Consider the following 22,605-nt stretch of genomic DNA (forward strand, 5'->3'; position numbering starts at 1 on the left):
CGCGAGGGGGGGGCGCGAGAAGGGCCCGCCCTACAGGACGAGGGCGGCCCCGCACACCGCCATCGCCACTGTGCACAGCACCGCGGCCGCCGCGTGCCGGGGCGCGAACGCCACGGGGTTCGGGGTGGCCGCGAGGGTGCGGATGCGCAGGTGGGCGACGCGCAGGAAGCCCAGCCAGAGCACACAGCACAGCGCGCACGCGACGACCCCCGCCGCCGACGCCCCGCCGTGCAGCACGGTCTTGACCGCGAGCACGGCGACGACGGTGCCCGACAGCGTCGTACGCCGCCAGGCGAGCCGGGTCCGCTCGGGCTGCAACCCGGGATCGCGGTCGGGGTCCTGCCGCCGGGCACTCGGGTGGCTCACCCCTCCCACCCCACGAGCACCACCATGACCATGGCGACGGCCACGACCGCGACGACCAGGCTCAGCAGCGCCGGGAAGCGGGACACCGGCAGGTCCTCACCCCGGCGCATGGCCTGTTCGCAGCGCACCCAGTGGTTGACGGCCCGCAGGGAGCACAGCACGCCCGCGGCCAGCAGAGCGAGCGCCAGCCCGACCCGCCACGCCCAGCGCAGGTCCGGCAGGAACTGGTCCACGGCGAACCCGCCGCCGATCAGCGCGAGCGCGGTGCGCAGCCAGGCCAGAAAGGTGCGTTCGTTCGCCAGCGAGAACCGGTAGTCGGGCGTCTCGCCGTCCTCCCGGGCCTCCGCGGGCGCGAACCACAACCGGACGTTCCGTACGAACTCGATCACGTGCGCGACCCTACCCGGGCGCCCGGTCCGCCTCCGCTTCAGCCGCCGGCCGGAACGCCTTGAGCCGCTCGTACGCCGCCAGCCCGTCCGGCACCCACTCCCAGTCGGTCAGGCGCCGCTCGACCTCCGCCTCGGACAGGAAGTCGTGCCAGGCCACCTCCTCGACCTGCGGCTGCACCGGCAGCTCGCAGCGGACGTCGTAGACCGCCGACCACCAGGTCCGGCCGGCGCCGTCGTCGTAGAGGAAGGTGAAGAGGTGCCGCGGCCGCGGCAAGCCGCTCACGCCCAGTTCCTCCTCGGCCTCGCGCAGGGCCGCCGTGTCGTAGGACTCGCCCGCGCCGACGACTCCGCCGACGAACATGTCGTGGAGGGAGGGGAAGACCAGCTTGGTCGGGGTGCGCCGGTGCACGAAGATCCGGCCCTCGGCGTCCCGGGCCTGGATGAACACACAGCGATGGCGCAGTCCCCGGGCGTAGACCTCGCCGCGCGGGCGCTGCCCGACGACCCGGTCGTTCTCGTCGACGATGTCGAGGATCTCGTCAGCAGCGCTCATGTCCTCATCCAAGCAGGACACGCGCCCCGGGCGGGCCGGTCCGTCAGGGCGAGGCCGGGCTGACCGCGGGCGCGGCCACCCGGGCCCGCTCCGGGGCCCCGTGCGGCATCGCCGGATGCAGACCCAGCAGCACGATCCCCGCTACCACGGCCAGCAGGCCACCGGCCTCCCAGCTCAGGGCCACCGCGTCGGTGCGCAGCCGGTCGCCCAGGAAACCGACGCCGCAGACGATCCCGGCGAGCGGCTGCGCCGCGGTCAGGGCGGGCAGCGACTTGCGCAGGGACGCGGTCTCGAACGCGCTCTGCACCAGGACCAGGCCGGTGACGCCCAGCGCCAGCACCGCGTAGGGCTCCCAGCCGGTGAGCAGCTCGGCGAAGCCGCCGTCGGCTGCCTTCTGCCCGCTGACCCTGGTCAGGGCGTCCTGCACGCCGTAGAGCAGCCCGGCGGCCAGCGCCAGCAGCACCGGGCCGGAGCTCAGCCGGGACCGCTTGCCGTGGGTCGTGAGGAGCAGGGCGAGCCCGATCATGACCCCGATGATCAGCCACTGCCGCACCGGGTCGGCCGTCGCGGCGCCGCCCTCCGGCCGGCCGGCGACGATGAACGCGGTCACTCCGCCCGCCAGCAGGATGAGGCCCGCCCAGCCCTGGCGGCCGAGCGGCTGCCGGGTCTGCTTGCGGGAGAGCGCGAGCGCGAAGAGCAGGTTGGTCGCCAGCAGCGGCTCCACCAGCGACAGCTCACCCTGGCCCAGTGCGGCGGCGCCCAGGCCCATGCCGACCACCATCAGCGCGATGCCGCCCAGCCAGCGCGGCACCTTCACGAGGTCGAGCAGCAGCCGGAAGGTGAGGAAGTCGCTCAGCGGGGCGCGCTGAGCCGCGTTCTGCTGGAGCACGAAGCCGAGGCCCAGACAGCAGGCGGCACCCAGGGCGAGCGCCAGAACTAGAACCGACACGCGGTGTACCTCGATCGTCAGGTCGGGTTCACGGTTGCGTAGGGGCCGACTGTACCGGCCGGCTCCGCCCGGCGCGCCCGTACGTCATGCCATCGTCGGGGGCGACGACGGGTCACGCTATGACGTACGTCACAAAGGGCGAAACGGGTAAATCGGATGCTCGTCACACTCGCCTCCACCGCCTCTCGGATCACAATTTCCTCACAAGTAACGGCAGTTGACGCGTGTAACGCCCGGGCGGCCCTTGACGACGACCGTTGGCTGGGGGTTGGCTGTGTGTGATCAGTTCATGGCGGTGCGCACATCCGCGCTCCCTCTGTCGCCGTGAGCCGGAACACAAGAAGAGCGCGTGAGGAAGTTCGCGGTGCCCCCACCCCCGCCTCCCCTCGGCCGTGGTCGCAGACGTGCGGCTCAGGCCTTCGACGAGGCCCTCGACGACGCCGAGCTCGTGGCCGCCCGCGCCGCACTGGCGCAGGGGCGCTGGCAGAACGCCCGTTCCCTCCTGGTCCACACCGGGGACGACTGGGACCGGCGCGGCCACCGCGTCACCGTCCTCGCCCGCGAGTCCTACTGCGCCGCGTGGGCCCGGGAGTGGCTGCTCGCCGAACCGGAGTCCGCCGACGCCTCCGTGCTGCTCGCCCTCGCCCAGGTCCGGCGTGCTCTGCACGGCAAGGCCAAGCCGGCCCGGGCCCGCGAGGCCTGCCAGGCCGCCGCGACCCGTGCCCCCGCCGACCCCACCCCCTGGCTCGGCCTGCTCATGCTCGACTGCGCGGCCGGCGCCGACCAGGACGTGGTCCGCGGCTTCGAGGCGGTTCGCGCCCGCTACGCCGACCACCACCACGCCCACCATCTGATGATCGCCCGGCTCGCCGCCCGACGCACCGAGGCCGGCCCCGACCCGCTGCACGAGGTCTACGACTTCGCCAACTGGGCCGCCGAACAGGCCCCCGCCGACTCCCCGCTCGCCATCCTGCCGGTCATCGCGCACGCCGAGCGGTACCGCGTGCTGGCCGCCGCCGGGTACGAACCCGGCGACCCGGCCGCCTCCGGCCACTGGACGGGCCGCCGCGCCCGGCAGGTCATGAAGGCCGCCTTCGACTGGTGGCTGGAATGGGAGCTGGAGGGACACCCGCGGCGGCTGATCGACCTGAACTTCCTCGCCCACGCCAAGTTCTGCGAGGGACGGGGCGCCGAGGCCGCCGCCCTGTTCCACCGGATCGGCCGCCACGCCACCCCGGCGCCCTGGTCGTACCCGGACCGCGACCCGCACACCGCTTTCGCCGCCGCCCGCGCCGGCGCGCTCGGCACGGCCTGACCCCCCCGACCCGAAGTGAGGACGCTCCCCCGATGACCACGGACAGTTCGAGAACGAGCCCATCCGCCTCCGGCGGCATCAGTACGTTCAAGGGGCAGGAGCGCGCCCTGCGCGCCGACCGGCTCGGCACCGGAGGCCTGCTGCTCTCCGTCCTCGCCGCGACCGCCCCGCTCATGGTCGTTGCGGGTGTCATGCCCACCACATTCGCGGTGATGGGCATCGTCGGCCAGCCGCTGCTCTTCGTCGTCCTCGGCGTCGTCCTGATCCTGTTCAGCGTCGGGTACGCCGAGATGAGCCGCCACGTCCACAACGCGGGCGCCTTCTACGCCTACATCTCCCGCGGCCTCGGCGGCACCGCCGGCGCGGGCGCCGCCCTGGTCGCCCTCGTCGCCTACAACGCGCTCCAGGTCGGCATCTACGGCATCTTCGGCTTCGAGGTCTCCGGGCTCTTCGCCACCTACGCCGACGTGGAGATCGCCTGGTGGATACCGGCGCTCGTGGCCGCGCTCGCGGTCGGGCTGCTCGGCTGGCTGAAGATCGACGTCAACGCCCGCGTGCTCGGCGTGCTGCTGGTCATCGAGGTGCTCCTCGTCGTGATCTTCGACATCGCCGCCCTCGCCGACCCCGGCAAGGAGGGCCTGTCGCTGCACGCCTTCAACCCCGACACGCTCACCGGCGCGGGCGTCGGCACCGCGCTGTGCTTCTGCATCGCCGCCTTCCTCGGCTTCGAGCAGGCCCCCGTCTACGCCGAGGAGACCAGCCGCCCGCATGTGCTGGTGCCGCGGGTGATGTTCTTCGCCGTCGGCGGGGTCGCCGTCTTCTTCGCGCTGAGCTCCTGGGCCCTCACCGTCGCCACCGGCCCCGCCGCGATCGTCGGCACCTCCCAGAAGCAGAGCGCCGGGCTGCTGTTCTTCCTCACCGAGTCCCGCCTCGGCGGCACCTTCACGGACGTGCTGCACGTCCTGTTCGTCACCGGCATGTTCGCCGCGCTGCTCAGCTTCCACAACGTCGTCGCCCGCTACGCCTTCGCCATGGGCCGCGAGGGCCTGCTGCCCGCCGCCTTCGGCCGCACCAGCGGAAGCAGCGGCGCCCCGGGCACCGGTTCGCTGCTCCAGACCGTCGTGGCCATGGTGGTCGTGGCCGCCTTCGCCCTCACCGACGACAAGCCGGCCGGCGACCCGACCGCGCCCGTCCTGCACCTGTTCACCTGGTTCGGCAACGTCGGCGCCCTCGGCGTGATCGTGCTGATGGCGGCGGCCTCCCTGTCCGTCGTCGTCTTCTTCGTCCGCCGCGGCGCCGCGGGCACCCAGGCCTGGCGGCTGGTCACGTCCGCGCTGGCGGGCCTCGCCCTGCTGGTGATCGCCGGCTACACGGTGAAGGACTTCGAGGTGCTGGTCGGCGCCGGCCCCGGCTCCTCGCTGAGCTGGGCGCTGCCCGGCACCATCGGCCTCGCGGCGCTCGCCGGTGTGGTCCTCGGGCTGGTGCTGCGCGCCCGCGCACCCGAGAAGCACGCCCGGATCGGCCTCGGCAACGAGGCGTTCCAGCTCGACAAGGCGGCCTCCTCCTGACGCGGCCGGCGCAAGAAGTCGTTACGGAAGTCTGACGAGCACCCGCGATCCCTGTCCTACCGGGGCCGCGGGTGTTCGAATGAGTAGGTGAACGAGGACGTACCCAAGGGCGTGAACGACGAGCACCCCGAAGAGCGGGGCACCCCGATCGGCCGTCGCGTCTTCCTCGGCACCCTCGCCCTGGGTGCCGTCGGCGTGGTCGCCGCACCCCCGCTGCAACGCGGCCTGGAGGGCTTCCTCGGCGGCGCGGCCGACAAGGACCCCACCGGCCTGACCGGCCTCCTCCCCAACGGCGGCGGCTTCCGCTACTACTCGGTCGCCTCGTCCGTCCCGCGCAAGAACGCCGGCAGCTACCGGCTCACCGTGGACGGCCTGGTCGACCGCCCCACGACCTACACCCTCGAAGACCTCAGGGCCCTGCCCCAGACCCGCATGGTCCGCGACGTCCAGTGCGTCACGGGCTGGCGCGTCCCCGACACGCCCTTCGAGGGTGTACGCCTGTCCCGGATCCTGGACGCGGCCCGGGTCCGCCCCACCGCCAAGGCCGTCCGCTTCACCTGCTTCGACGGCACGTACACCGAGAGCCTCACCCTCGACCAGGCCCGCCGCGCGGATGTCCTGGTCGCCCTGCGCATGCAGGACAAGGACCTCGGCCACTCCCACGGCGGCCCGGTCCGCCTCTACGTCGCGCCCATGTACTTCTACAAGTCCGCCAAGTGGCTCTCCGGCATCACCGTCACCGACGAGGTCCGGCCGGGCTACTGGGAGGAGCGCGGCTACGACGTCGACGCCTGGGTGGGCCGCTCGAACGGACGTGACGATGACCCTACGAGCTGACACCCCGCCGGTCACGGCCGACGTACGCCGCTTCACCACGCTGCAGCGCTGGACCCACCGCACCACGGCCGCGCTGATGGGCATCTGCGTCGTCACCGCGGCCTGCCTCTACATCCCCCAGCTCGCCGAGCTCGTCGGCCGCCGTGCCCTGGTCGTCACCCTGCACGAGTGGGCCGGCCTCGCCCTGCCCGTCCCCGTCCTGGCCGGCCTCGCCTCCCGGGCCTTCCGTGCCGACCTCGGCCGCCTCAACCGCTTCGGCCCGCACGACCGCACCTGGCTGCGCGCCGCCCTGCACCGCGACAAACGCCGCTCGTCCCGCCCCGCGGCCAAGTTCAACGCCGGCCAGAAGCTCTACGCGGCCTGGATCGCCGGCGCCACGCTGGTCATGCTCGCCACCGGCCTGATGATGTGGTTCACCCACCTCACCCCCCTGCTCTGGCGCACCAGCGCCACCTTCGTCCACGACTGGCTGGCCCTCACCATCGGCATCGTCCTGGCAGGCCACATCGGCATGGCCCTGGCGGACCCGGAGTCCAGGAGGGGCATGCGCACGGGCAGGGTGAGCAGAGAGTGGGCAGCCCGGGAGCACTCCTTGTGGCGCGAGTAGGCGTCAGTAGGGGCGCGGGGAACTGCGCGAACACCCCCCACGCACCCGCACCCGCCGACAAACCGAACCCGTCACGACGAAGAGGCGAAGTCCAACAGCACCTTGCAGGCCCGACTCCGATCACCGGCCAGAGCAAAAGCCGACTCAGCCTCCGCCACAGGCACCACCGCACTGATCAGCCCGTCGAACACCGGTTCCACCGCCAGCAGCTCCAGCGCCTGGTCGAACTCGGTGTCGAAGCGAAACGCCCCCCGCAGCTCGATCTCCCGGCTCACCACCAGATTCCCGGCGAACGGACTGTGCCCCGCCGGCAACATCCCCAGCTGCACGACGATCCCGCCCCTGCGCACTCGCCGCAGGCACGTGTCGAGCCCCGCGGCCACCCCGGACGCCTCGACGGCCACATCGACCTCGTCCGGCCACCCGCGGTCCCCGGGATCGTCGGCCCGTACAACCGTCCCGGCCCCCGCGATCCGCCCGTACTCCAGCGCCTCGGGCAGGAGATCCGAGACCGTGACGTGCGCGGCCCCGGCCGCCTTCGCCGCCGCGACCACCAGACAGCCGATGGGCCCGGCGCCCGTCACCAGCACATGCCGCCCCGCCACCCCACCGGCCCGCCGCACCGCGTGCAGAGCGACCGACAGGGGCTCGGCCAGCGCGGCCCGCCGCAGCTCCAGCCCGTCCGGCAGCGCCCGCACCTGCTCCGCGGGCACGACCACTTGGGCCGCGAAGCCTCCCTGCACATGGGGAAACCGCGCCGCGCTGCCGAGATACCGCGTGTCCCGGCAGACGTTGCGCCGCCCCGCCGTGCACTCCGGGCAGACCCCGCACGGAGTGGCCGGATGCACGGCCACCGCGCTGCCCGGTGCCGGTCCCGACGCGTCGGTGCCGTACTCCACGACGGTGCCCACGACCTCGTGCCCGAGCACCATGGGCTCCCTCAGCCGGAAGTCGCCGACCCCGCCGTGCCGCCAGTAGTGCAGATCGGACCCGCACACCCCGCCGTACCGCACGGCGACCAGCGCCTGCCCCGGTCCGGGCCGCGGAACCGGCAGCTCCGCCACCCGCAGGTCGCCCCGACCGTGGATCACACACCCCAGCATCACAGCCGCCTCCCGGCAGGTCACAGCACGCTCGTCATACCGCCGTCGACATACAGCACCTGCCCGCTGACGAAGTCCGCCGCGGGGGAGGCGAGGAACAGCACCCCGCCCACCAAGTCCTGGGTACGGCCCCAGCGTCCGGCCGGAGTGCGCCGCCGCACCCAGGCGCTGAACTCCTCGTCCTCCACCAGCGGCCGGGTCAGCTCGGTCTCGATGTAGCCCGGGCCCAGGCCGTTGACCTGCACCCCGTACGGCCCCCAGTCCGCGCACATGCCCTTGGTGAGCATCTTCAGCGCGCCCTTGGTGGCGGCGTACGGCGCGATCCCGGGCCGCACCACCTCGCTCTGCAGCGAGCAGATGTTGATGATCTTCCCGTGGCCGCGCTCCGTCATCCGGCGCGCCGCCTCCCGGCCGACCAGGAAGGCACTGGTCAGGTTGGTGTCCAGGATCCGGTGCCAGTCGGACTCCCCGAACTCCAGCAGCGGGGCACGCAGCTGCATGCCCGCGTTGTTGACGAGGATGTCGAGCGGGCCCACCCGCTCCTCGACCCCGGCGACCCCCGAGGCCACCGATGATCCGTCGGTCACGTCGAACGCGGCCGTGTGCACCCGGTCGCCGGGCAGCCCGGCGGCGGCCTCGGCGAGCCGGTCCTTGTCGCGTCCGTTCAGCACGACCGTGCAGCCGGCCTCCGCCAGACCACGCGCGAGCGCGAGTCCGATGCCCCGGCTGGAGCCGGTGACCAGCGCCGTACGGCCGCCGATGTCGAAGAGGGGATGAGCCGTCATCGTCGCGGCGCTCCTAGATCACGAGGGACAACAGCAGGACCAGACCGCCGGCGACCACCGAGATGATCGTCTCCATGACGGACCAGGTCTTGATGTTCTGACCGACGCTCAGCCCGAAGTACTCCTTCACCATCCAGAACCCGGCGTCGTTGACGTGGCTGAAGAACAGCGAGCCGGCGCCGATGGCCAGGACGAGCAGAGCGGCGTGCGTGGTGGACATGTCCGCAGCGAGCGGGGCGACCAGACCGGCCGCCGAGACCGTGGCCACCGTCGCCGAACCGGTCGCGAGCCGGATCACCACCGCGATCAGCCAGGCCAGCAGCAGCGCGGGGATGGCCCAGTCCTCGGAGATGTCCAGGACCATCTGCCCCACGCCCGTGTCGATGAGCGTCTGCTTGAAGCCGCCGCCCGCGCCGACGATCAGCAGGATGCCCGCGATCGGCATGAGGCTCTTCTCGACGAGCGGCGATATCCGCTCCTTGGAGAACCCGGCGGGCCGCAGCAGCGTGAAGATGCCGACCAGCACCGAGGCGAGCAGGGCGATCATCGGGGCGCCGATGACGTCGAAGACACGCTGCACCGGGTTCTCGGGGTCGTCCACGACGATGTCGACCAGTGCCTTGGCGAGCATGAGGATCACCGGGAGCAGCACGGTGAAGAGCGTGGCCCCGAAGCCGGGGCGCTTGTCGAGCTCCTCGGAGGCGCGCTGCGGGACCATCTTCTCGGGGGCCGGTACGTCGACCCAGCGGGCCGCGTACTTGGAGAACACCGGCCCGGCGATGATCACCGTCGGGATGGCGACGAGAACGCCGAGCGCCAGCGTCACGCCGAGGTCGGCCCCGACCGCGTCGATCGCGACCAGCGGACCGGGGTGCGGCGGCACCAGGCCGTGCATCACGGACAGGCCCGCGAGCGCCGGGATGCCGATGCGCATCAGCGAGTAGTTGCCGCGCTTGGCGACCATCAGCACGACCGGGATCAGCAGCACGATGCCGACCTCGAAGAACAGCGGCAGCCCGATCACGGAGGCGATCAGCACCATCGCCCACGGCATCGAACGCCCGCCGGCCTTGGCGAGGATGGTGTCGACGATCTGGTCGGCGCCGCCGGAGTCGGCGAGCATCTTGCCGAGGATCGCCCCGAGGGCGATCAGCACACCGACGCCGGCGACCGTGGAGCCGAGGCCGGCGCTGAAGCTGAGCAGCACCTTGTCCAGGGGCGCCCCGGCGATCGCGCCGAGCGCCAGCGACCCGATGGTCAGCGACAGGAAGGCGTGCAGCTTGAACTTCGTGATGAGCAGGACGATGACGGCGATGCCCGCCAGGACGGCGATGCCCAGCTGAGCGTGGCCGGCCGAGGTGATCGGCTCGGGTGCGTCCGCTGCCAGCATCTCGACGCTGAGTCTGGTCACGGTGGGTTCCCTTGCGTTGGGGAGAGGGGACGGGAGGGGAAACCGTCAGGGGCTACTGGACGGGCTCGGGGAGGTTCCGCAGGGCGTCCGCCGCCCGCTCGGTGATCTCCTCCGGGCCGCCCGCGACGTCCACCCCGACCCCGGCCTCGTCCGCCGCGAGCGGCTGGAGCGTGGCGAACTGGGAGTCGAGCAGCGCCGTGGGCATGAAGTGCCCCTGCCGGTGCGACATCCGGTCCTCGATCAGCGCGCGGTCGCCCGTGAGGTGCACGAAGACCACGCCCGGCGCGGCGGCCCGCAGCCGGTCGCGGTACGACCGCTTCAGTGCCGAGCAGCTGACCACTCCGCCGAGCCCGGCCCGCCCGTGCGCCCACGCGCCGATGGCGTCGAGCCAGGGCAGGCGGTCCTCGTCGGTGAGCGGGGTGCCGGCCGACATCTTGGCGATGTTGGCCTGCGGGTGGAAGTCGTCGCCCTCGGCGTAGGGAACGCCGAGCCGGGCCGCGAGCAGGGGACCGATGGTGGTCTTGCCGGTGCCCGCTACGCCCATGACCACGACGACATGGGGGGTGTTCATCGCTGCCTCACTGTCTGCTGTCCGAGGTCGACACCTGATGTCGACGCAACTGAAACCCATTAGGTACGACGAATTCAAGAGGTCGTGATGAATAAGTCTGACTTTTTGTCTCCGTGATCTACCCCGTACGCTGAGTGCATGAGCGCAACGGGCCGAGGGCTGCACGGCCGGGTACTGGACACCCTCGGCCCCGAGATCACGGCGGGTGAGTACCCGCCGGGCAGCGTCCTGCGCACCGACGAGCTCGCCCAGCGTTTCGACGTGTCGCGCTCCGTGATGCGCGAGGCGGTCCGCGTCCTGGAGTCCATGTACCTGGTCGAGTCCCGCCGCCGCGTCGGCGTGACGGTCCGCCCCAAGTCCGAGTGGAACGTCTACGACCCGCAGGTCATCCGCTGGCGTCTGGCCGGCGCCGACCGCCCCGGGCAGCTTCGGTCCCTCACGGTGCTGCGCTCGGCGGTCGAACCGGTCGCGGCCGGCCTCGCCGCCCGGCACGCCACGGCCGAGCAGTGCGCCGAACTCACCGAGTGCGCCCTCGGCATGGTCGCCCATTCACGCGGTCACAAGCTGGAGGGGTACCTCCTCCATGACGTCGCCTTCCACCGCGTCGTCCTGGTCGCCTCCGGCAATGAGATGTTCGCCCGCCTCGGCGACGTCGTCGCGGAGGTCCTGACCGGCCGCACCCAGCACGACGTGATGTTCGAGGACCCCGACCCGGCCGCCGTCACCCTGCACGTCCAGGTCGCCGAGGCGATCCGCGAGGGCGACGCCGCCAGGGCGGAGGAACTGACCCGCGAGATCACGGTCGGCGCCCTCCAGGAACTCGACGTCCTGGCGCCGTAGCGGCTACGCCGGAAAATCCCCGTCGACGTACACCCAGGCCCCGTCGACCCGCTCGAACCGGCTCAGCTCGTGCAGGGACCCGCCCCGGTAGGACGCCCGGAACTCCACGGTGCCGGTGGCGTGGAACGCGGATCCGTCGCTCGCCCCCAGGACCTCCAGCCCGGTCCACCGCATCCCCGGATCCAGCTCCAGCCGTCCCGGCCGCGTGCGCGGATGCCACGTCCGCAGCAGATACGCGACGTCCCCCTTCACGAACGCGCAGTACCGCGACCGCATCAGCGCCTCGGCGGTCGGCGCGGCAGCGGCCCCGGAGTGGAAGCGCCCGCAGCATGCTTCGTAGGCCTGGGGGAGTCCGCACGGGCAGGAACGGCTGGTCATGGTCACTCTCCGCGAAACGCCTGAGGGCCGTGACCTCGCGGTCACGGCCCTCAGGCTCGATGTGTCCGAGGGGGGACTTGAACCCCCACGCCCGATAAAGGGCACTAGCACCTCAAGCTAGCGCGTCTGCCATTCCGCCACCCGGACAAGGTGTCTGTCGCGCGGGTTCTCCCCGCGGCGACGACGTAAACATTACCAGGCTTTCCGGGGTGGCCGATCACCCCCCGTCCGCACCCCGGGGAGGCGTGAACGGCGTGTGACGGGCCGGGAGCGCTCTTGGGGTGCGGGCGCGGGAGAGAGAGGATGAGAGGGACCCACCAGCAGTGACACCGGGAGGAAGCACGTGAGCGAGACGGACACGGCCAGGAGCGTCACCGGCGAGGACGAGGTCGTGGACCTCTGCCGCGAGCTGATCCAGATCGACACCAGCAACTACGGCGACCACTCGGGTCCGGGCGAGCGCAAGGCGGCCGAGTACGTCGCCGAGAAGCTCGCCGAGGTCGGGCTCGAACCGCAGATCTTCGAGTCCCACCCGGGCCGGGCCTCCACGGTGGCCCGGATCGAGGGCGAGGACCCCTCCCGGCCCGCGCTCCTCATCCACGGCCACACCGACGTCGTACCGGCCAACGCCGACGACTGGACCCATCACCCCTTCTCCGGCGAGGTCGCCGACGGCTGCGTGTGGGGCCGCGGTGCCGTCGACATGAAGGACATGGACGCGATGACCCTGGCGGTCGTCCGCGACCGGCTGCGCAGCGGGCGCAAGCCCCCGCGCGACATCGTCCTCGCGTTCCTCGCCGACGAGGAGGCCGGCGGCACGTACGGCGCCAAGCACCTCGTGCGCAACCACCCCGATCTGTTCGAGGGCGTCACCGAGGCGATCAGCGAGGTGGGCGGGTTCTCCTTCACCGTGAGCGAGCAGCGCCGGCTCTACCTGATCCAGACGGCCGAGAAGGGCATGCACTGGATGAAGCTCACCGTGGCCGGAACGGCCGGGCACGGGTCGATGATCCACCGGGACAACGCGATCACCGAGCTGTCGGAGGCTGTCGCGCGGCTCGGGCGGCACAAGTTCCCGGTGCGCGTCACCAAGACCACCCGCGCCTTCCTCGACGAGCTCGGTGACGCGTTCGGCACCGAACTCGACCCGGAGGACATGGAGTCGACCCTGGCGAAGCTCGGCGGCATCGCCAAGCTCATCGGCGCGACCCTGAGCAACACGGCCAACCCCACGCAGCTCGGTGCCGGTTACAAGGTCAACGTCATCCCCGGCGAGGCGACCGCCCACGTCGACGGGCGGTTCCTGCCCGGCCACGAGGAGGAGTTCCTCGCCGACCTCGACCGGATCCTCGGCCCGAACGTGCGGCGCGAGGACGTCCACGCCGACAAGGCCGTCGAGACCACCTTCGACGGGGCCCTCGTGGCGGCCATGCAGTCCGCGCTGCTGGCCGAGGACCCGACCGCCAAGGCGGTCCCCTACATGCTCTCCGGCGGCACGGACGCGAAGTCCTTCGACGACCTCGGCATCCGGGGCTTCGGCTTCGTGCCGCTGAAGCTGCCCCCGGAGCTGGACTTCGCCGGCATGTTCCACGGCGTCGACGAGCGGGTGCCGGTGGAGGGCCTGCGGTTCGGCGTGCGGGTGCTCGACCGCTTCATCGACGCGTCCTGAAGCCACCCCGCGGAACGCGAGTATTCGGTCGCGCGTACGGAATCTACTGGGAAGAGTGAATGCGACGATAAGCTCGTAGCCTCATTACTCCCTCCTCGTTACAGGTAATGCGATCGCAAGATGGGTCGCTTTGCCAACTAGGAGGAATAATGATCAAGAAGGTCGTCGCTGCTGCGGCTGCCACCGGTGGGCTGGTTCTCGCGGGCGCGGGCCTGGCCGTCGCCGACTCGGGTGCTCAGGGTGCCGCCGTGCACTCCCCGGGCGTCCTGTCCGGCAACGTTGTCCAGGTGCCCGTTCACGTCCCGGTGAACGTCTGCGGCAACACGGTCTCCGTGATCGGGCTGCTGAACCCCGCCTTCGGCAACACCTGCATCAACAAGTGATGCTTTCCCCTCGCTGAGGGGAGTTCAAAGCCATCGGTCCCGGAGTGCGCGCCATGCGCTCCGGGACCGAACGCTTCTTTCGAGAAATTCGAGAAGAATTCGAGACAGGGTCGAAGGCAGGTATTCAGCAAATGCGACAGGCTACCCGCAAGGGTCTGATGACCGTGGCGGCCGCGACCGGCGTGATCGCCGCCGCGGGCGGCTCCGCGCACGCCGACTCGGGCGCCCAGGGTTCGGCGTCGGGCTCGCCCGGCGTGCTGTCCGGCAACTCGGTGCAGGCGCCGGTGTACGCGCCGGTCAACGTGTGCGGGAACACGGTCAACGTCGTCGGTGTGCTCAACCCGTCGGTGGGCAACTCGTGCGCGAACAAGGGCGGTGGATCGTCGTCGGGGGGATACGGCGAACACGGCGGACAAGGCGGTCACGGCGGCTCCCATGCTGGTGGGCACGCCACCGACTCACCCGGCGTCGGATCGGGCAACCACGTCCAGGCGCCCGTCCACGTGCCGGTGAACGTCTGCGGCAACAGCGTCGACGTCATCGGCGTCGGCAACCCCAGCACCGGCAACGACTGCTCCAACGGCGGCGGCCACCACGGCACCCCGCCGGGCGGCGGCCACGAGACCCCGGGCCGGCCGGGAAACCCGGGTCAGCCGGGGGACCCCGGTAACCCGGGTCAGCCGGGGAACCCCGGTAACCCGGGCCAGCCGGGAAATCCCGGTAACCCGGGCGGTCCCGGCACCCCTGGTCACCCGGGCAACCCCGGTGAGCCCGGCCACCCCGGCACCCCGGGCACCCCGCCCTCCACCGGCGGCGAGACCCCGGGCGGCTCCTCGCAGGGCGGCAACAAGCCGGGCGGCCAGTTCGTCACGCAGCCCGACGGTGACGCCCAGCTCGCCAGCACCGGCAGCGATCTGCCGCTCGGCCTCGCCCTGCCGGCCGGCGCGGGCGCGCTGCTCGCGGGCGCGATCCTCTACCGCAAGGCGCGCGCCTCGGCCTGACACCCCCGCGAACGGAGCGGGCCCCGCAGATGCGGGGCCCGCTCCGTCATGTGACTTCTCCCAGTGCCCCGTCCCCGCTCACCACGTGGCCCGCACCTGGCGGATGATCCGCCGGCGCAACCGCACCTTGCGGCTGCCGTCGCGCAGCAGGGTCAGACGGTGCAACTCCCAGTGTCCGTACTCCGCGTGGTCCGTCAGCAGACGTGCCGTCTCCTTGCGGGACACCCCACGTGGCACGTACACGTCGACAAATTCGTATTCCGGCATCGCATCTATTGTGCGGGCTGGGGCCCGGTACGGATAGCGTCTGCACTATGTCTGATGCTGCGCAGCCCACCGCTGCCGAGGTACGCGCCGCCGCCGAGGCGGTCAAGACCGCGCTCGACCGCCACCTGGCCGCGGTCGAACGCCGGTCGGGGGAGGACGACCCGGCCGTGTTCGAGGCGTTCAACCAGCTGGCCGCGGCCGCAGAGGTGTACGACGAACTGCTCTACGACCGCTACGACGAGGTCACGCCCTTCGAGATCCCCGGTGCGGAGGACGCGCTGCCCCCGTACACGGGCCCCGAGGAACCGAACGCGCTGAGCGTACTGATCCGTCGTGACTACGCCGTCGCCGAACCGCAGCGCCTGCTGGCGCACGCCGAGCGGATCGAGGCGGCGGAGGGCGAAGACGGCTCTCCGGCCTCCGGGACCGTGCACGGGGCGCTCGGGCTGCTGTTCGGCGAGTTCGAGCCCGACGAGATCGCCTCCCGGCACAAGGAGTTCGGGCTGGAGGAGGGCGACTCCACACTCTGGGTGACGGCGGCGGACGAACCGGCCGACCCCGGCGAGTGGCTGGAGGCGCCGTTCGAGCAGGTCGATCCGCAGCAGGTGGTCTGCCGCTTCGACGTCAGCGCCGTCTTCGACGACGAGATCGACGACGTCGACGAGGACGGGGACGATCTCGAGGACGAGCTCGACAGCGACCTGGACGAGGACGAGGACCTGGAACCGCTGGACGCGGACCGCCGCTGAGCGCGCACGACGGTGATCACGGGGGTGGTGGTCAGAGGCCCGGGCCTCTGACCACCACCCCCGTCACATGCCGCTGATCTGCGGCGCGAGCAGCACCGGAAGCCGGGTCGTCCGCGGCTTCGCCGGGACCTCTGCCACGGCCCGGGGCAGTGCCTGCTCCACCCCGTGCACCACGGACAGATGCCGGTCGGCCCGCCCGAACGCCGTGTACACCCACGGCCTGCTCAGCGCCTGCGCCGCGTCGCCGGGCAGCACCACGACCACCGCGGGCCACCGGCTCCCCACGGCCTGGTGCGCGGTCAGCGCCCACCCGTGCCGCACGGACTGCTCCACCCGCTCCTTCGGTACGACGACGGTCCCGCCCTCGCACGAAAGGTGCAGTCCCTCCGCGTCCGCCGTCACCACCCGGCCCGGCAGCGCACGCCCCGGGGCGGGGGAGTGGACGATCCGGTCACCGGGGTCGAAGCCGCCGAAGCGGCCCGGGCCCGGATTCAGCCGCTCCTTCAGCGCCGCGTTGAGCGCACGCGTCCCGACGGCTCCGCCGTGCCCGGGGGTGATCACCTGGGTCTCCTCGGCCGGTACACCGATCGCCCGGGGCACGGAGTCCGCGACGAGCTGCACCGTCCGGTGCACGGCCTCTCCCGCGTCCCGCACCGGCACGATCACGACCTCCTTGCCGGGGGCCTCGACCTGGTTCAGCTCACCGATGCCGATACCGGACACCAGCTCGCCCAGCGGCCCCGGATCCGGCCGCCGCGAGGCCACTTGGGGGCAGATCCGCGCCGCGAGCAGATCCGCGAACACCCGCCCCGGACCCACGGACCACAGCACCGCCGGATCCCCGGCCAGCACCAGCCGTGCCCCGTCCGGCAGCGACTCCGTCAGCAGAGCGGCCGTCTCGACATCCAGCTGCGGTGCGTCGAGCACGACGAGCAGATCGAGATCGAGGGCTCCGTCCGCGTCCCGGCCGGGCCCTTCGACGCCGGCGAGCAGCCCGGAGACGGTGGCGACGGGGGCGTCGCCCGGTCCGGCCGCGGTTCCGTCGGCTCGCTCGCGGACGTCCGCCGCGGGGCCGGACCGCCGCAGCAGGGCCGCGAAACGGTTGCGGCCGAGCGGGCCGTGCGCGGCCGCCCAGGCCCGCAGCCCGAGGGTCCCCGCGGCGGTCAGCAGTGCCGCGAGCTCGGCCAGGGACGCCTCCGCGCCGGTGTGCAGCACCAGACCATGGCGGGCCACCGCGCGGATCAGCTCCGCCGCGGACCCCTGGGCCGCGCCCGCCGCCCGCTCCCAGTCCTCGGCCGAACCGTCCTGCTTGGGCGCCGAGTTGACCAGCCGGGCCAGGCCGTCGGCCAGGCTCTCCTCGGCCATCGCGTACCGCTCGAGGCCGACCAGGACCCGGACCGGACGCTCCACGTCCTCCTCGTCTCCCTCCGCGGCCGGCCGGGCCGGGGCACCGGCGTCCTCCTCCAGGGCGTCCTGGAAGACCAGCGCCTCACCCTCCGCGATCGCGTCCTGCACAGCGCTGTCGGGCTCCGGAACACCGCGCTGAGCCAGGGCCGCCAGGAGCGCCGGCATCTCCAGGGCGGTGTGCCCGGCCAGCGCCGCCTGCTCCAGCAGCCAGCCGGTGACGGCCCGGCCGCGCCGCTCGTCGTCCGGCCCGCACTCGGCGCCGAGCAGGGAACGCGCGAAGCCGTCGGCCTGCTCCGGCCGCACGCCGGGGGTCCGCAGCAACTGCCAGGGGTCGGCGCGCAGTTGTTCGTCGGCACCCTCGCCGAGGGCCGCGGCCACCTGCGGTGCGAGCAGCTCCGGGGCGCCGCCCTCGGCGAGCACCCGCCGCACGGCCTGGACCGCCTCCGGCGCGGGGGTCGCCGACGTGGCGACGGGCTGGGGCGCCACCGGCTGCGGCCGCCGTTCCGGCTCGGGGGCGGGGCGCCGGGGGGCGGGCCGGGACTCCTCGAACACGGTGGCCGCCGGCCTCTCGCCGCTCTCGACGGCCCGTACGGCCGCAAGCAGGTCGGCGGCCTTGCCGCTCAGCTTGGTGCCGCTCTCGATCGGGGCCTTCTTCTCGGCCTTGCGCTGCTCGATACGCTCTCGCTCGGCCTGCTGGGCCCGCAGCTCGGCCTCCGCCTCGGACACCTGCCCGGCGCCCGCTTCAGTGCCCTCGGCCTCGGCCGTCTGCCCGGCGCCCTCGGCCTCGGCCGTCTTCCCGGCGCCCGCGCCCGCGTCGGCGGCCTCGGCCGTCTCCCCGGTGCCCGCTTCAGGCCCCCCGGTCCCGGACGTCTCGCCGGCGCCCGCGTCAGCGTCGGCGGCCTCCGCTTCGGACACCTGCCCGGCGCCCTCGGCCTCGGCCGTCTTCCCGGCGCCCGCGCCCGCGTCGGCGGCCTCGGCTTCGGTCTTCTGCCCGGTGCCCGCTTCAGGACTCCCGGTCCCGGACGTCTTCCCGGCGCCCGCGCCCGCGTCGGCGGCCTCGGCCTCGGGGTCCTGCCCGGCACCCTCCGCCTCGGGCGCCTCCCTCGCGTCCTCCGCCCCGGAGGCCTGCCCGGCACCGGCGTCCCCGCCCACGGTGTCGGGTACCTGGCCGGTGCCCGGCGTCCCCGGCTCCGCGTCCTCCGTGGTCTCGGGCTCCGTGCTCACAGCGTGCTCCAGTCGTGATCGGGATAGCGGTGCACGGGCGCCGACACATCGTCGAGCGCCCGGCAGATCTCGTCAGGAAGACTAAGGGTCTCCACTGACAATGCCGCCGTGAGCTGCAGCGCGTTGCGCGCGCCGACGATCGGGGCGGTCACGCCGGGCCGGTCGCGCACCCACGCCAGGGCGACGTGGAGCGGCGTCACCGCGAGCCCGTCGGCCGCGGTCGCCACGGCGTCCACGATGCGGCTCGCCGTGTCGTCGAGATACGGCGCGACGAAGGGCGCGAGATGCTCCGACGCACCGCGCGAGTCCGGCGGCATCGTGTCGCCCCGGTACTTGCCCGTCAGCACCCCGCGCCCGAGCGGCGAGGACGGCAGCAGGCCTATGCCGAGGTCCAGCGCGGCCGGCAGCACCTCGCGCTCGACACCGCGCTGGAGCAGGGAGTACTCCAGCTGCGTACCGGCCACCCGGGTCCGGGTGCCTGGAGCCGCCAGCTGCCAGGTCGCGGCCCTGGCCAGCTGCCAGCCGCAGAAGTTGGAGACGGCGGCATAGCGGGCACGCCCGCTGGAGACCGCCAGGTCGAGGGCCTGGAGGGTCTCCTCCAGCGGAGTGTCCGGGTCGTACGCGTGCACGTGCCACAGGTCGACGTAGTCGGTGCCGAGCCGCGCGAGCGAGCCGTCCAGCGCGGACAGCAGATGACCGCGGGAGCCGTCGAAGCGGCGGTCCGGGTCCGGCACACTGCCGGCCTTGGTCGAGATGACCAGGTCGCGGCGCGGCACCAGCCCGTCCATGAGCCTGCCGAGCAGGTACTCGGCCTCACCGTCGCCGTACACGTCCGCGGTGTCGACGAGGGTCCCGCCCGCTTCCCAGAACGTCTTCATGAGGTCCGCCGCGTCATGCTCGTCGGTGTCCCGCCCCCAGGTCAGGGTGCCGAGCCCGATCCGGGACACACGAAGGCCGGTGCGGCCGAGATGCCTCTGCTCCATGAACGCCGAGATTACTGGCCAGAACCTACGGTGTGAGTGGCCGTGGACGACGGATTTCGGACCGGCCACGGTCGTGTACCCCGCCCCCGCCGCCGCGCTAAGGTCTCCGCACAAGGCACGTTACTGATCAGTAAGGGGATTCGGCATGCAGCTCGGTATCAACCTCGGCTACTGGGGTGCCGGAATGGACGCGGACAACCTGGCCGTCGCCCAGGAGGCCGACCGGCTCGGGTACGCCGTCTGCTGGGCCGCCGAGGCCTACGGCTCCGACGCCGCCACCGTACTGAGCTGGGTCGCCGCCCAGACCGAGCGCATCGACGTCGGCTCCGCCATCTTCCAGATTCCGGCCCGCCAGCCCGCGATGACGGCCATGACCGCCGCCACTCTCGACTCCCTCTCCGGCGGCCGCTTCCGCCTGGGCCTCGGCGTCTCCGGCCCGCAGGTCTCCGAGGGCTGGTACGGCGTCAAGTTCGACAAGCCGCTCGCCCGCACCCGTGAGTACGTCGAGATCGTGCGCAAGGCCATGACCCGCGAGCGGCTGTCCTACGAGGGGCAGCACTGGACGCTGCCCCTGCCCGGCGGCCCGGGCAAGCCGATCAAGCTGACCGTGCACCCGCAGCGCGAGCACATCCCGCTGTACATCGCCGCGATCGGCCCGAAGAATCTCGAACAGACCGGCGAGATCGCCGACGGCGCCCTGCTGATCTTCCCGTCCGCCGAACACCTCGAGGACACGACGATCACGCACCTGCGCGCCGGGCGCGAGAAGGCCGGCAAGACCCTCGACGGGTTCGACGTCTGCCCGACCCTGCCGCTCGCCGTCGGCGACGACAAGGACGTGGCCACGCTCGCGGACACCTTCCGTCCGTACACCGCGCTGTACGTCGGCGGCATGGGCAGCCCCAAGCAGAACTTCTACAACCAGCTCGCCCGGCGCATGGGCTACGAGAAGGAAGCCGCCGAGATCCAGAGCAAGTACCTCTCCGGCGACAAGCAGGGCGCCGCGGCCGCCGTACCGCACGACCTGATCGACAAGACGACCCTGCTCGGTTCCGTGGACCGGATCGCGGACCGGATGAAGGCCTACGCCGCCGCCGGGGTCACCACCCTGTCCCTCGCGCCGGCGGGCTTCACCCTCGACGAGCGGCTCGCGTCCCTGAGGGCCGGCACGGAGGCCCTGGAGCGCGCCGGACTCGCCTAGAGGTTTCCACGGCCGTGGTGGGGGCTCGGGGGTCTTCCCCGCCACGGCCGTCACGCAGAACAACGCGCGGGGCCCCCGGCGGTTACGGCACGGCGCCCCCGGCCCGGCCCGGCACGCCTCCTCCCGCGTCCTCCATTCGGCGGAGTTGCCCCTCACCCCTGTTGCAGCACCCCTCGGCCCGCACTTGACTCGTTGTTCGCGGAACCTGCGGGAATGCTGCAGTACGCCCACGCGCGCGGGAGAGGTGCCCACGATGCTTTCGGCCAAGAGTCTGTTCCAGGAGATCCTCGACAACGACGAGTCCTTCGCCCTGTTCTGCTCCATTGCCGCGAGCGGCGAGTCCCAGGGCGGCTGGGAGAACGCCCGTATCGCCGCACTCGTGCCCGAGGCGGAGCGCGAACTCGCCCCCAAGATCAGCCGGCACGGCGCCGACGAGGACAAGCACGGCCGGATCTTCAACGCCCTGATGAAGAAGCGCGGCCTCGACCCCGTCCCGGTCCCGCCCGAGACCGACTACACCATGCTCCTGGAGAAGAACGGCATCGGCCTCGCGCACGAGCAGCTGAACCGCGACGAGCGGCTCACGGTCCAGGACATCGTCACCTACCTCTCGCACAGCAGGGTCACCGAGCAGCGCGCCTCCGAGCAGATGGACCTGCTCCGCAAGCACTTCGCCGACCACCCGGACATCGGCCGCGCGGTCAAGCAGATCTCCAACGACGAGGACAACCACCTCGCCTACTGCCACGAGGAACTGCTGCGCTTCGCCTACGCGGGACACGGCCGGGCCATCCAGCGCACCCTGCGCGAGTGCGCGCTGGCCGAGATCCGGATCTACCGCGACGTCAGCCTGGCCGTGATGGCCCACATGGGCCGCGTCCTGGGCTGGTCCAAGGCCAAGTCGGCCGTGCTCGCGGCGGGCATCCACGCGGTCTACGCCTACGAACGCATGGGCGGCTGGCGCCGGATGGTGTCGCTGTCGACGCCCGAGCGCCGCAACGCCCTCGGCGGTCCCGCGACCCCGGAGCCCGAGTTCGCCTGAGCCGGCCCGGCTACAACCAGCCCCGGCGCTTGAACAGCCGGAAGACCATCAACTCCAGGACGGCCATCAGGGCGATCAGCGCCGGATAGGACCAGACCCAGCGCAGCTCGGGCATGTGCTCGAAATTCATGCCGTAGATCCCCGCGAGCATCGTGGGGATCGCCGCCATGGCCGCCCACGCGGAGATCTTCCGCATGTCGTCGTTCTGCCGGACGCTCATCTGCGCCAGGTGCGCCGAGAGGATGTCCGACACCAGCCGGTCCAGGTTCTCCACGGAGTCGTTCACGCGCGTCAGGTGGTCGCTGACGTCGCGGAAGAACGGCCGGGCCCGGTCGTCCACGAACGGCACGGCCACCCCGGTCGACGCCGTCCCCGCCAGCCGGCTCATCGGCGGGGCCAGTGGCCCGGTCGCCCGGCGGAACTCCAGGACCTGCCGCTTGAAGTCGTAGATCCGGGACGCCGTGTTCCGTGAGCCCCCGCCGTCCGGCGAGAACACCTCCGCCTCCAGACCCTCCAGGTCGGTCTGCAGCTCGGTCGCCACGTCCAGGTAGTGGTCGACGGTCGCGTCGGCGACCGCGTACAGCACGGCCGTCGGGCCTTTGCCGAGCAGCTCCGGCTCGTGCTCCAGCCGATGCCGTACCGCCTTGAGCGGGGCGCCCTCGCCGTGCCGGACGGTCACCACGAACGAGTCGCCCAGGAAGATCATGATCTCGCCGGAGGAAACGGTGTCGCTCTGCGCCTCGTACGCCACCGGCTTGAGCACCACGAAGAGCGAGTCGTCGTACACCTCCAGCTTGGGCCGCTGGTGGGCCTTGAGGGCGTCCTCGACGGCCAGCGGGTGCAGCCCGAACTCCCGGGTCACATGGTCGAACTCGTCCTCCGTCGGCTCGTGCAGCCCGATCCACACGAACCCGCCCGCCGTGCGGGCCTCACCCAGGGCGTCGGAGAGGTCCCCGGGCCCTTCCGTCCGCTGTCCTTCGCGGTAGATGGCACAGTCGACGATCACG

24 protein-coding genes and 1 tRNA gene are annotated in these 22,605 nt (G+C 72.3%); 11 read left to right on the top strand and 14 right to left on the bottom strand.

All coding sequences use genetic code 11. The features are described from left to right. Positions 1-30: 30 nt before the first annotated feature. From BJ965_RS30930 to BJ965_RS30945, 4 genes are read right to left on the bottom strand one after another with little or no spacing between them, the layout of a single operon-like run. Entirely contained in the window at positions 31-366 is a 336-nt protein-coding gene (locus tag BJ965_RS30930) for a DUF202 domain-containing protein (RefSeq protein WP_184913226.1), read from the bottom strand. Further along, positions 363-755, bottom strand: a complete 393-nt coding sequence (locus BJ965_RS30935; RefSeq protein ID WP_184913228.1) for a YidH family protein — start codon at positions 753-755, stop codon at positions 363-365. Before BJ965_RS30935 ends, BJ965_RS30930 begins: the two co-directional genes overlap by 4 nt. A gap of 10 nt (positions 756-765) precedes the next feature. Then, positions 766-1,308, bottom strand: coding sequence for an NUDIX hydrolase (locus tag BJ965_RS30940; protein WP_184913230.1), 543 nt, complete (start codon positions 1,306-1,308; stop codon positions 766-768). 43 nt (positions 1,309-1,351) lie between these two features. Continuing rightward, positions 1,352-2,257 carry a DMT family transporter gene (locus tag BJ965_RS30945; protein ID WP_184913232.1) on the bottom strand — a complete coding sequence of 302 codons (906 nt, stop codon included), beginning with the start codon at positions 2,255-2,257 and terminating at the stop codon, positions 1,352-1,354. Between the two features lie 364 nt (positions 2,258-2,621). Here BJ965_RS30945 and BJ965_RS30950 point away from each other — a divergent pair, with 364 nt between their 5' ends. From BJ965_RS30950 to BJ965_RS30965, 4 genes are all read left to right on the top strand, one after another. Continuing rightward, entirely contained in the window at positions 2,622-3,572 is a 951-nt protein-coding gene (locus BJ965_RS30950) for a hypothetical protein (protein ID WP_184917701.1), read from the top strand. A gap of 32 nt (positions 3,573-3,604) precedes the next feature. Next, on the top strand, positions 3,605-5,140 hold the full coding sequence (locus BJ965_RS30955) for an APC family permease (protein WP_184913234.1): 1,536 nt from the start codon (positions 3,605-3,607) through the stop codon (positions 5,138-5,140). Positions 5,141-5,251: 111 nt separating this feature from the next. Continuing rightward, positions 5,252-5,977 carry a molybdopterin-dependent oxidoreductase gene (locus tag BJ965_RS30960; protein WP_184917704.1) on the top strand — a complete coding sequence of 242 codons (726 nt, stop codon included), beginning with the start codon at positions 5,252-5,254 and terminating at the stop codon, positions 5,975-5,977. Then, entirely contained in the window at positions 5,961-6,584 is a 624-nt protein-coding gene (locus BJ965_RS30965) for a cytochrome b/b6 domain-containing protein (protein ID WP_184913236.1), read from the top strand. Before BJ965_RS30960 ends, BJ965_RS30965 begins: the two co-directional genes overlap by 17 nt. Before the next feature lie 71 nt (positions 6,585-6,655). On the opposite strand, the gene BJ965_RS30970 is transcribed toward BJ965_RS30965, so the two are convergent. From BJ965_RS30970 to BJ965_RS30985, 4 genes are read right to left on the bottom strand one after another with little or no spacing between them, the layout of a single operon-like run. Continuing rightward, complete coding sequence (locus BJ965_RS30970) at positions 6,656-7,687, bottom strand: L-idonate 5-dehydrogenase (RefSeq protein ID WP_184913239.1); 1,032 nt, start codon at positions 7,685-7,687, stop codon at positions 6,656-6,658. 20 nt (positions 7,688-7,707) lie between these two features. Beyond that, positions 7,708-8,472 (bottom strand): SDR family oxidoreductase, encoded by a 765-nt coding sequence (locus BJ965_RS30975; protein WP_184913241.1) that lies wholly within the window; start codon positions 8,470-8,472, stop codon positions 7,708-7,710. Positions 8,473-8,485: 13 nt separating this feature from the next. Then, positions 8,486-9,883, bottom strand: coding sequence for a GntP family permease (locus BJ965_RS30980; protein WP_184913243.1), 1,398 nt, complete (start codon positions 9,881-9,883; stop codon positions 8,486-8,488). 52 nt (positions 9,884-9,935) lie between these two features. Further along, complete coding sequence (locus tag BJ965_RS30985) at positions 9,936-10,454, bottom strand: gluconokinase (protein ID WP_184913245.1); 519 nt, start codon at positions 10,452-10,454, stop codon at positions 9,936-9,938. A 138-nt stretch (positions 10,455-10,592) separates the two neighbouring features. On the opposite strand from BJ965_RS30985, the gene BJ965_RS30990 reads away from it, so the two are divergent. Further along, entirely contained in the window at positions 10,593-11,294 is a 702-nt protein-coding gene (locus tag BJ965_RS30990; protein WP_184913247.1) for a FadR/GntR family transcriptional regulator, read from the top strand. Between the two features lie 3 nt (positions 11,295-11,297). On the opposite strand, the gene BJ965_RS30995 is transcribed toward BJ965_RS30990, so the two are convergent. Then, positions 11,298-11,672, bottom strand: a complete 375-nt coding sequence (locus BJ965_RS30995; RefSeq protein WP_184913249.1) for a YchJ family protein — start codon at positions 11,670-11,672, stop codon at positions 11,298-11,300. Positions 11,673-11,734: 62 nt separating this feature from the next. Continuing rightward, a tRNA-Leu gene (locus BJ965_RS31000) sits at positions 11,735-11,819 on the bottom strand. A 196-nt stretch (positions 11,820-12,015) separates the two neighbouring features. Here BJ965_RS31000 and BJ965_RS31005 point away from each other — a divergent pair. The 3 genes from BJ965_RS31005 to BJ965_RS31015 all read left to right on the top strand — a co-directional run bounded on the left by BJ965_RS31005 (position 12,016) and on the right by BJ965_RS31015 (position 14,725). After that, on the top strand, positions 12,016-13,341 hold the full coding sequence (locus tag BJ965_RS31005) for a M20/M25/M40 family metallo-hydrolase (RefSeq protein WP_184913252.1): 1,326 nt from the start codon (positions 12,016-12,018) through the stop codon (positions 13,339-13,341). Positions 13,342-13,490: 149 nt separating this feature from the next. Further along, positions 13,491-13,724, top strand: coding sequence for a chaplin ChpH (chpH, locus tag BJ965_RS31010; RefSeq protein WP_030608446.1), 234 nt, complete (start codon positions 13,491-13,493; stop codon positions 13,722-13,724). A gap of 131 nt (positions 13,725-13,855) precedes the next feature. Next, entirely contained in the window at positions 13,856-14,725 is an 870-nt protein-coding gene (locus BJ965_RS31015; RefSeq protein ID WP_184913254.1) for a chaplin, read from the top strand. Between the two features lie 78 nt (positions 14,726-14,803). Here the strand turns inward: BJ965_RS31015 and BJ965_RS31020 are convergent, their stop codons facing one another. Then, on the bottom strand, positions 14,804-14,992 hold the full coding sequence (locus tag BJ965_RS31020) for a DUF5703 family protein (RefSeq protein ID WP_030848528.1): 189 nt from the start codon (positions 14,990-14,992) through the stop codon (positions 14,804-14,806). Positions 14,993-15,039: 47 nt separating this feature from the next. On the opposite strand from BJ965_RS31020, the gene BJ965_RS31025 reads away from it, so the two are divergent. Then, complete coding sequence (locus BJ965_RS31025; protein ID WP_184913256.1) at positions 15,040-15,741, top strand: hypothetical protein; 702 nt, start codon at positions 15,040-15,042, stop codon at positions 15,739-15,741. 63 nt (positions 15,742-15,804) lie between these two features. On the opposite strand, the gene BJ965_RS31030 is transcribed toward BJ965_RS31025, so the two are convergent. Beyond that, a complete protein-coding gene (locus BJ965_RS31030) occupies positions 15,805-18,372 on the bottom strand; it encodes a helix-hairpin-helix domain-containing protein (RefSeq protein WP_313667306.1) in 2,568 nt (855 codons plus the stop codon). Beyond that, on the bottom strand, positions 18,369-19,355 hold the full coding sequence (locus BJ965_RS31035; RefSeq protein ID WP_030848535.1) for an aldo/keto reductase: 987 nt from the start codon (positions 19,353-19,355) through the stop codon (positions 18,369-18,371). Before BJ965_RS31035 ends, BJ965_RS31030 begins: the two co-directional genes overlap by 4 nt. A gap of 145 nt (positions 19,356-19,500) precedes the next feature. Between BJ965_RS31035 and BJ965_RS31040 the strand changes: the two genes are divergently transcribed. Then, a complete protein-coding gene (locus BJ965_RS31040) occupies positions 19,501-20,556 on the top strand; it encodes an LLM class F420-dependent oxidoreductase (protein WP_030848538.1) in 1,056 nt (351 codons plus the stop codon). A 253-nt stretch (positions 20,557-20,809) separates the two neighbouring features. Then, positions 20,810-21,598, top strand: a complete 789-nt coding sequence (locus tag BJ965_RS31045) for a ferritin-like domain-containing protein (protein ID WP_184913258.1) — start codon at positions 20,810-20,812, stop codon at positions 21,596-21,598. A gap of 10 nt (positions 21,599-21,608) precedes the next feature. On the opposite strand, the gene corA is transcribed toward BJ965_RS31045, so the two are convergent. Continuing rightward, entirely contained in the window at positions 21,609-22,604 is a 996-nt protein-coding gene (gene corA / locus BJ965_RS31050) for a magnesium/cobalt transporter CorA (RefSeq protein ID WP_184913261.1), read from the bottom strand. Position 22,605 lies beyond the last annotated feature (1 nt).

This window comes from Streptomyces luteogriseus (genome assembly GCF_014205055.1).
GTDB classification, from domain to species: domain Bacteria; phylum Actinomycetota; class Actinomycetes; order Streptomycetales; family Streptomycetaceae; genus Streptomyces; species Streptomyces luteogriseus.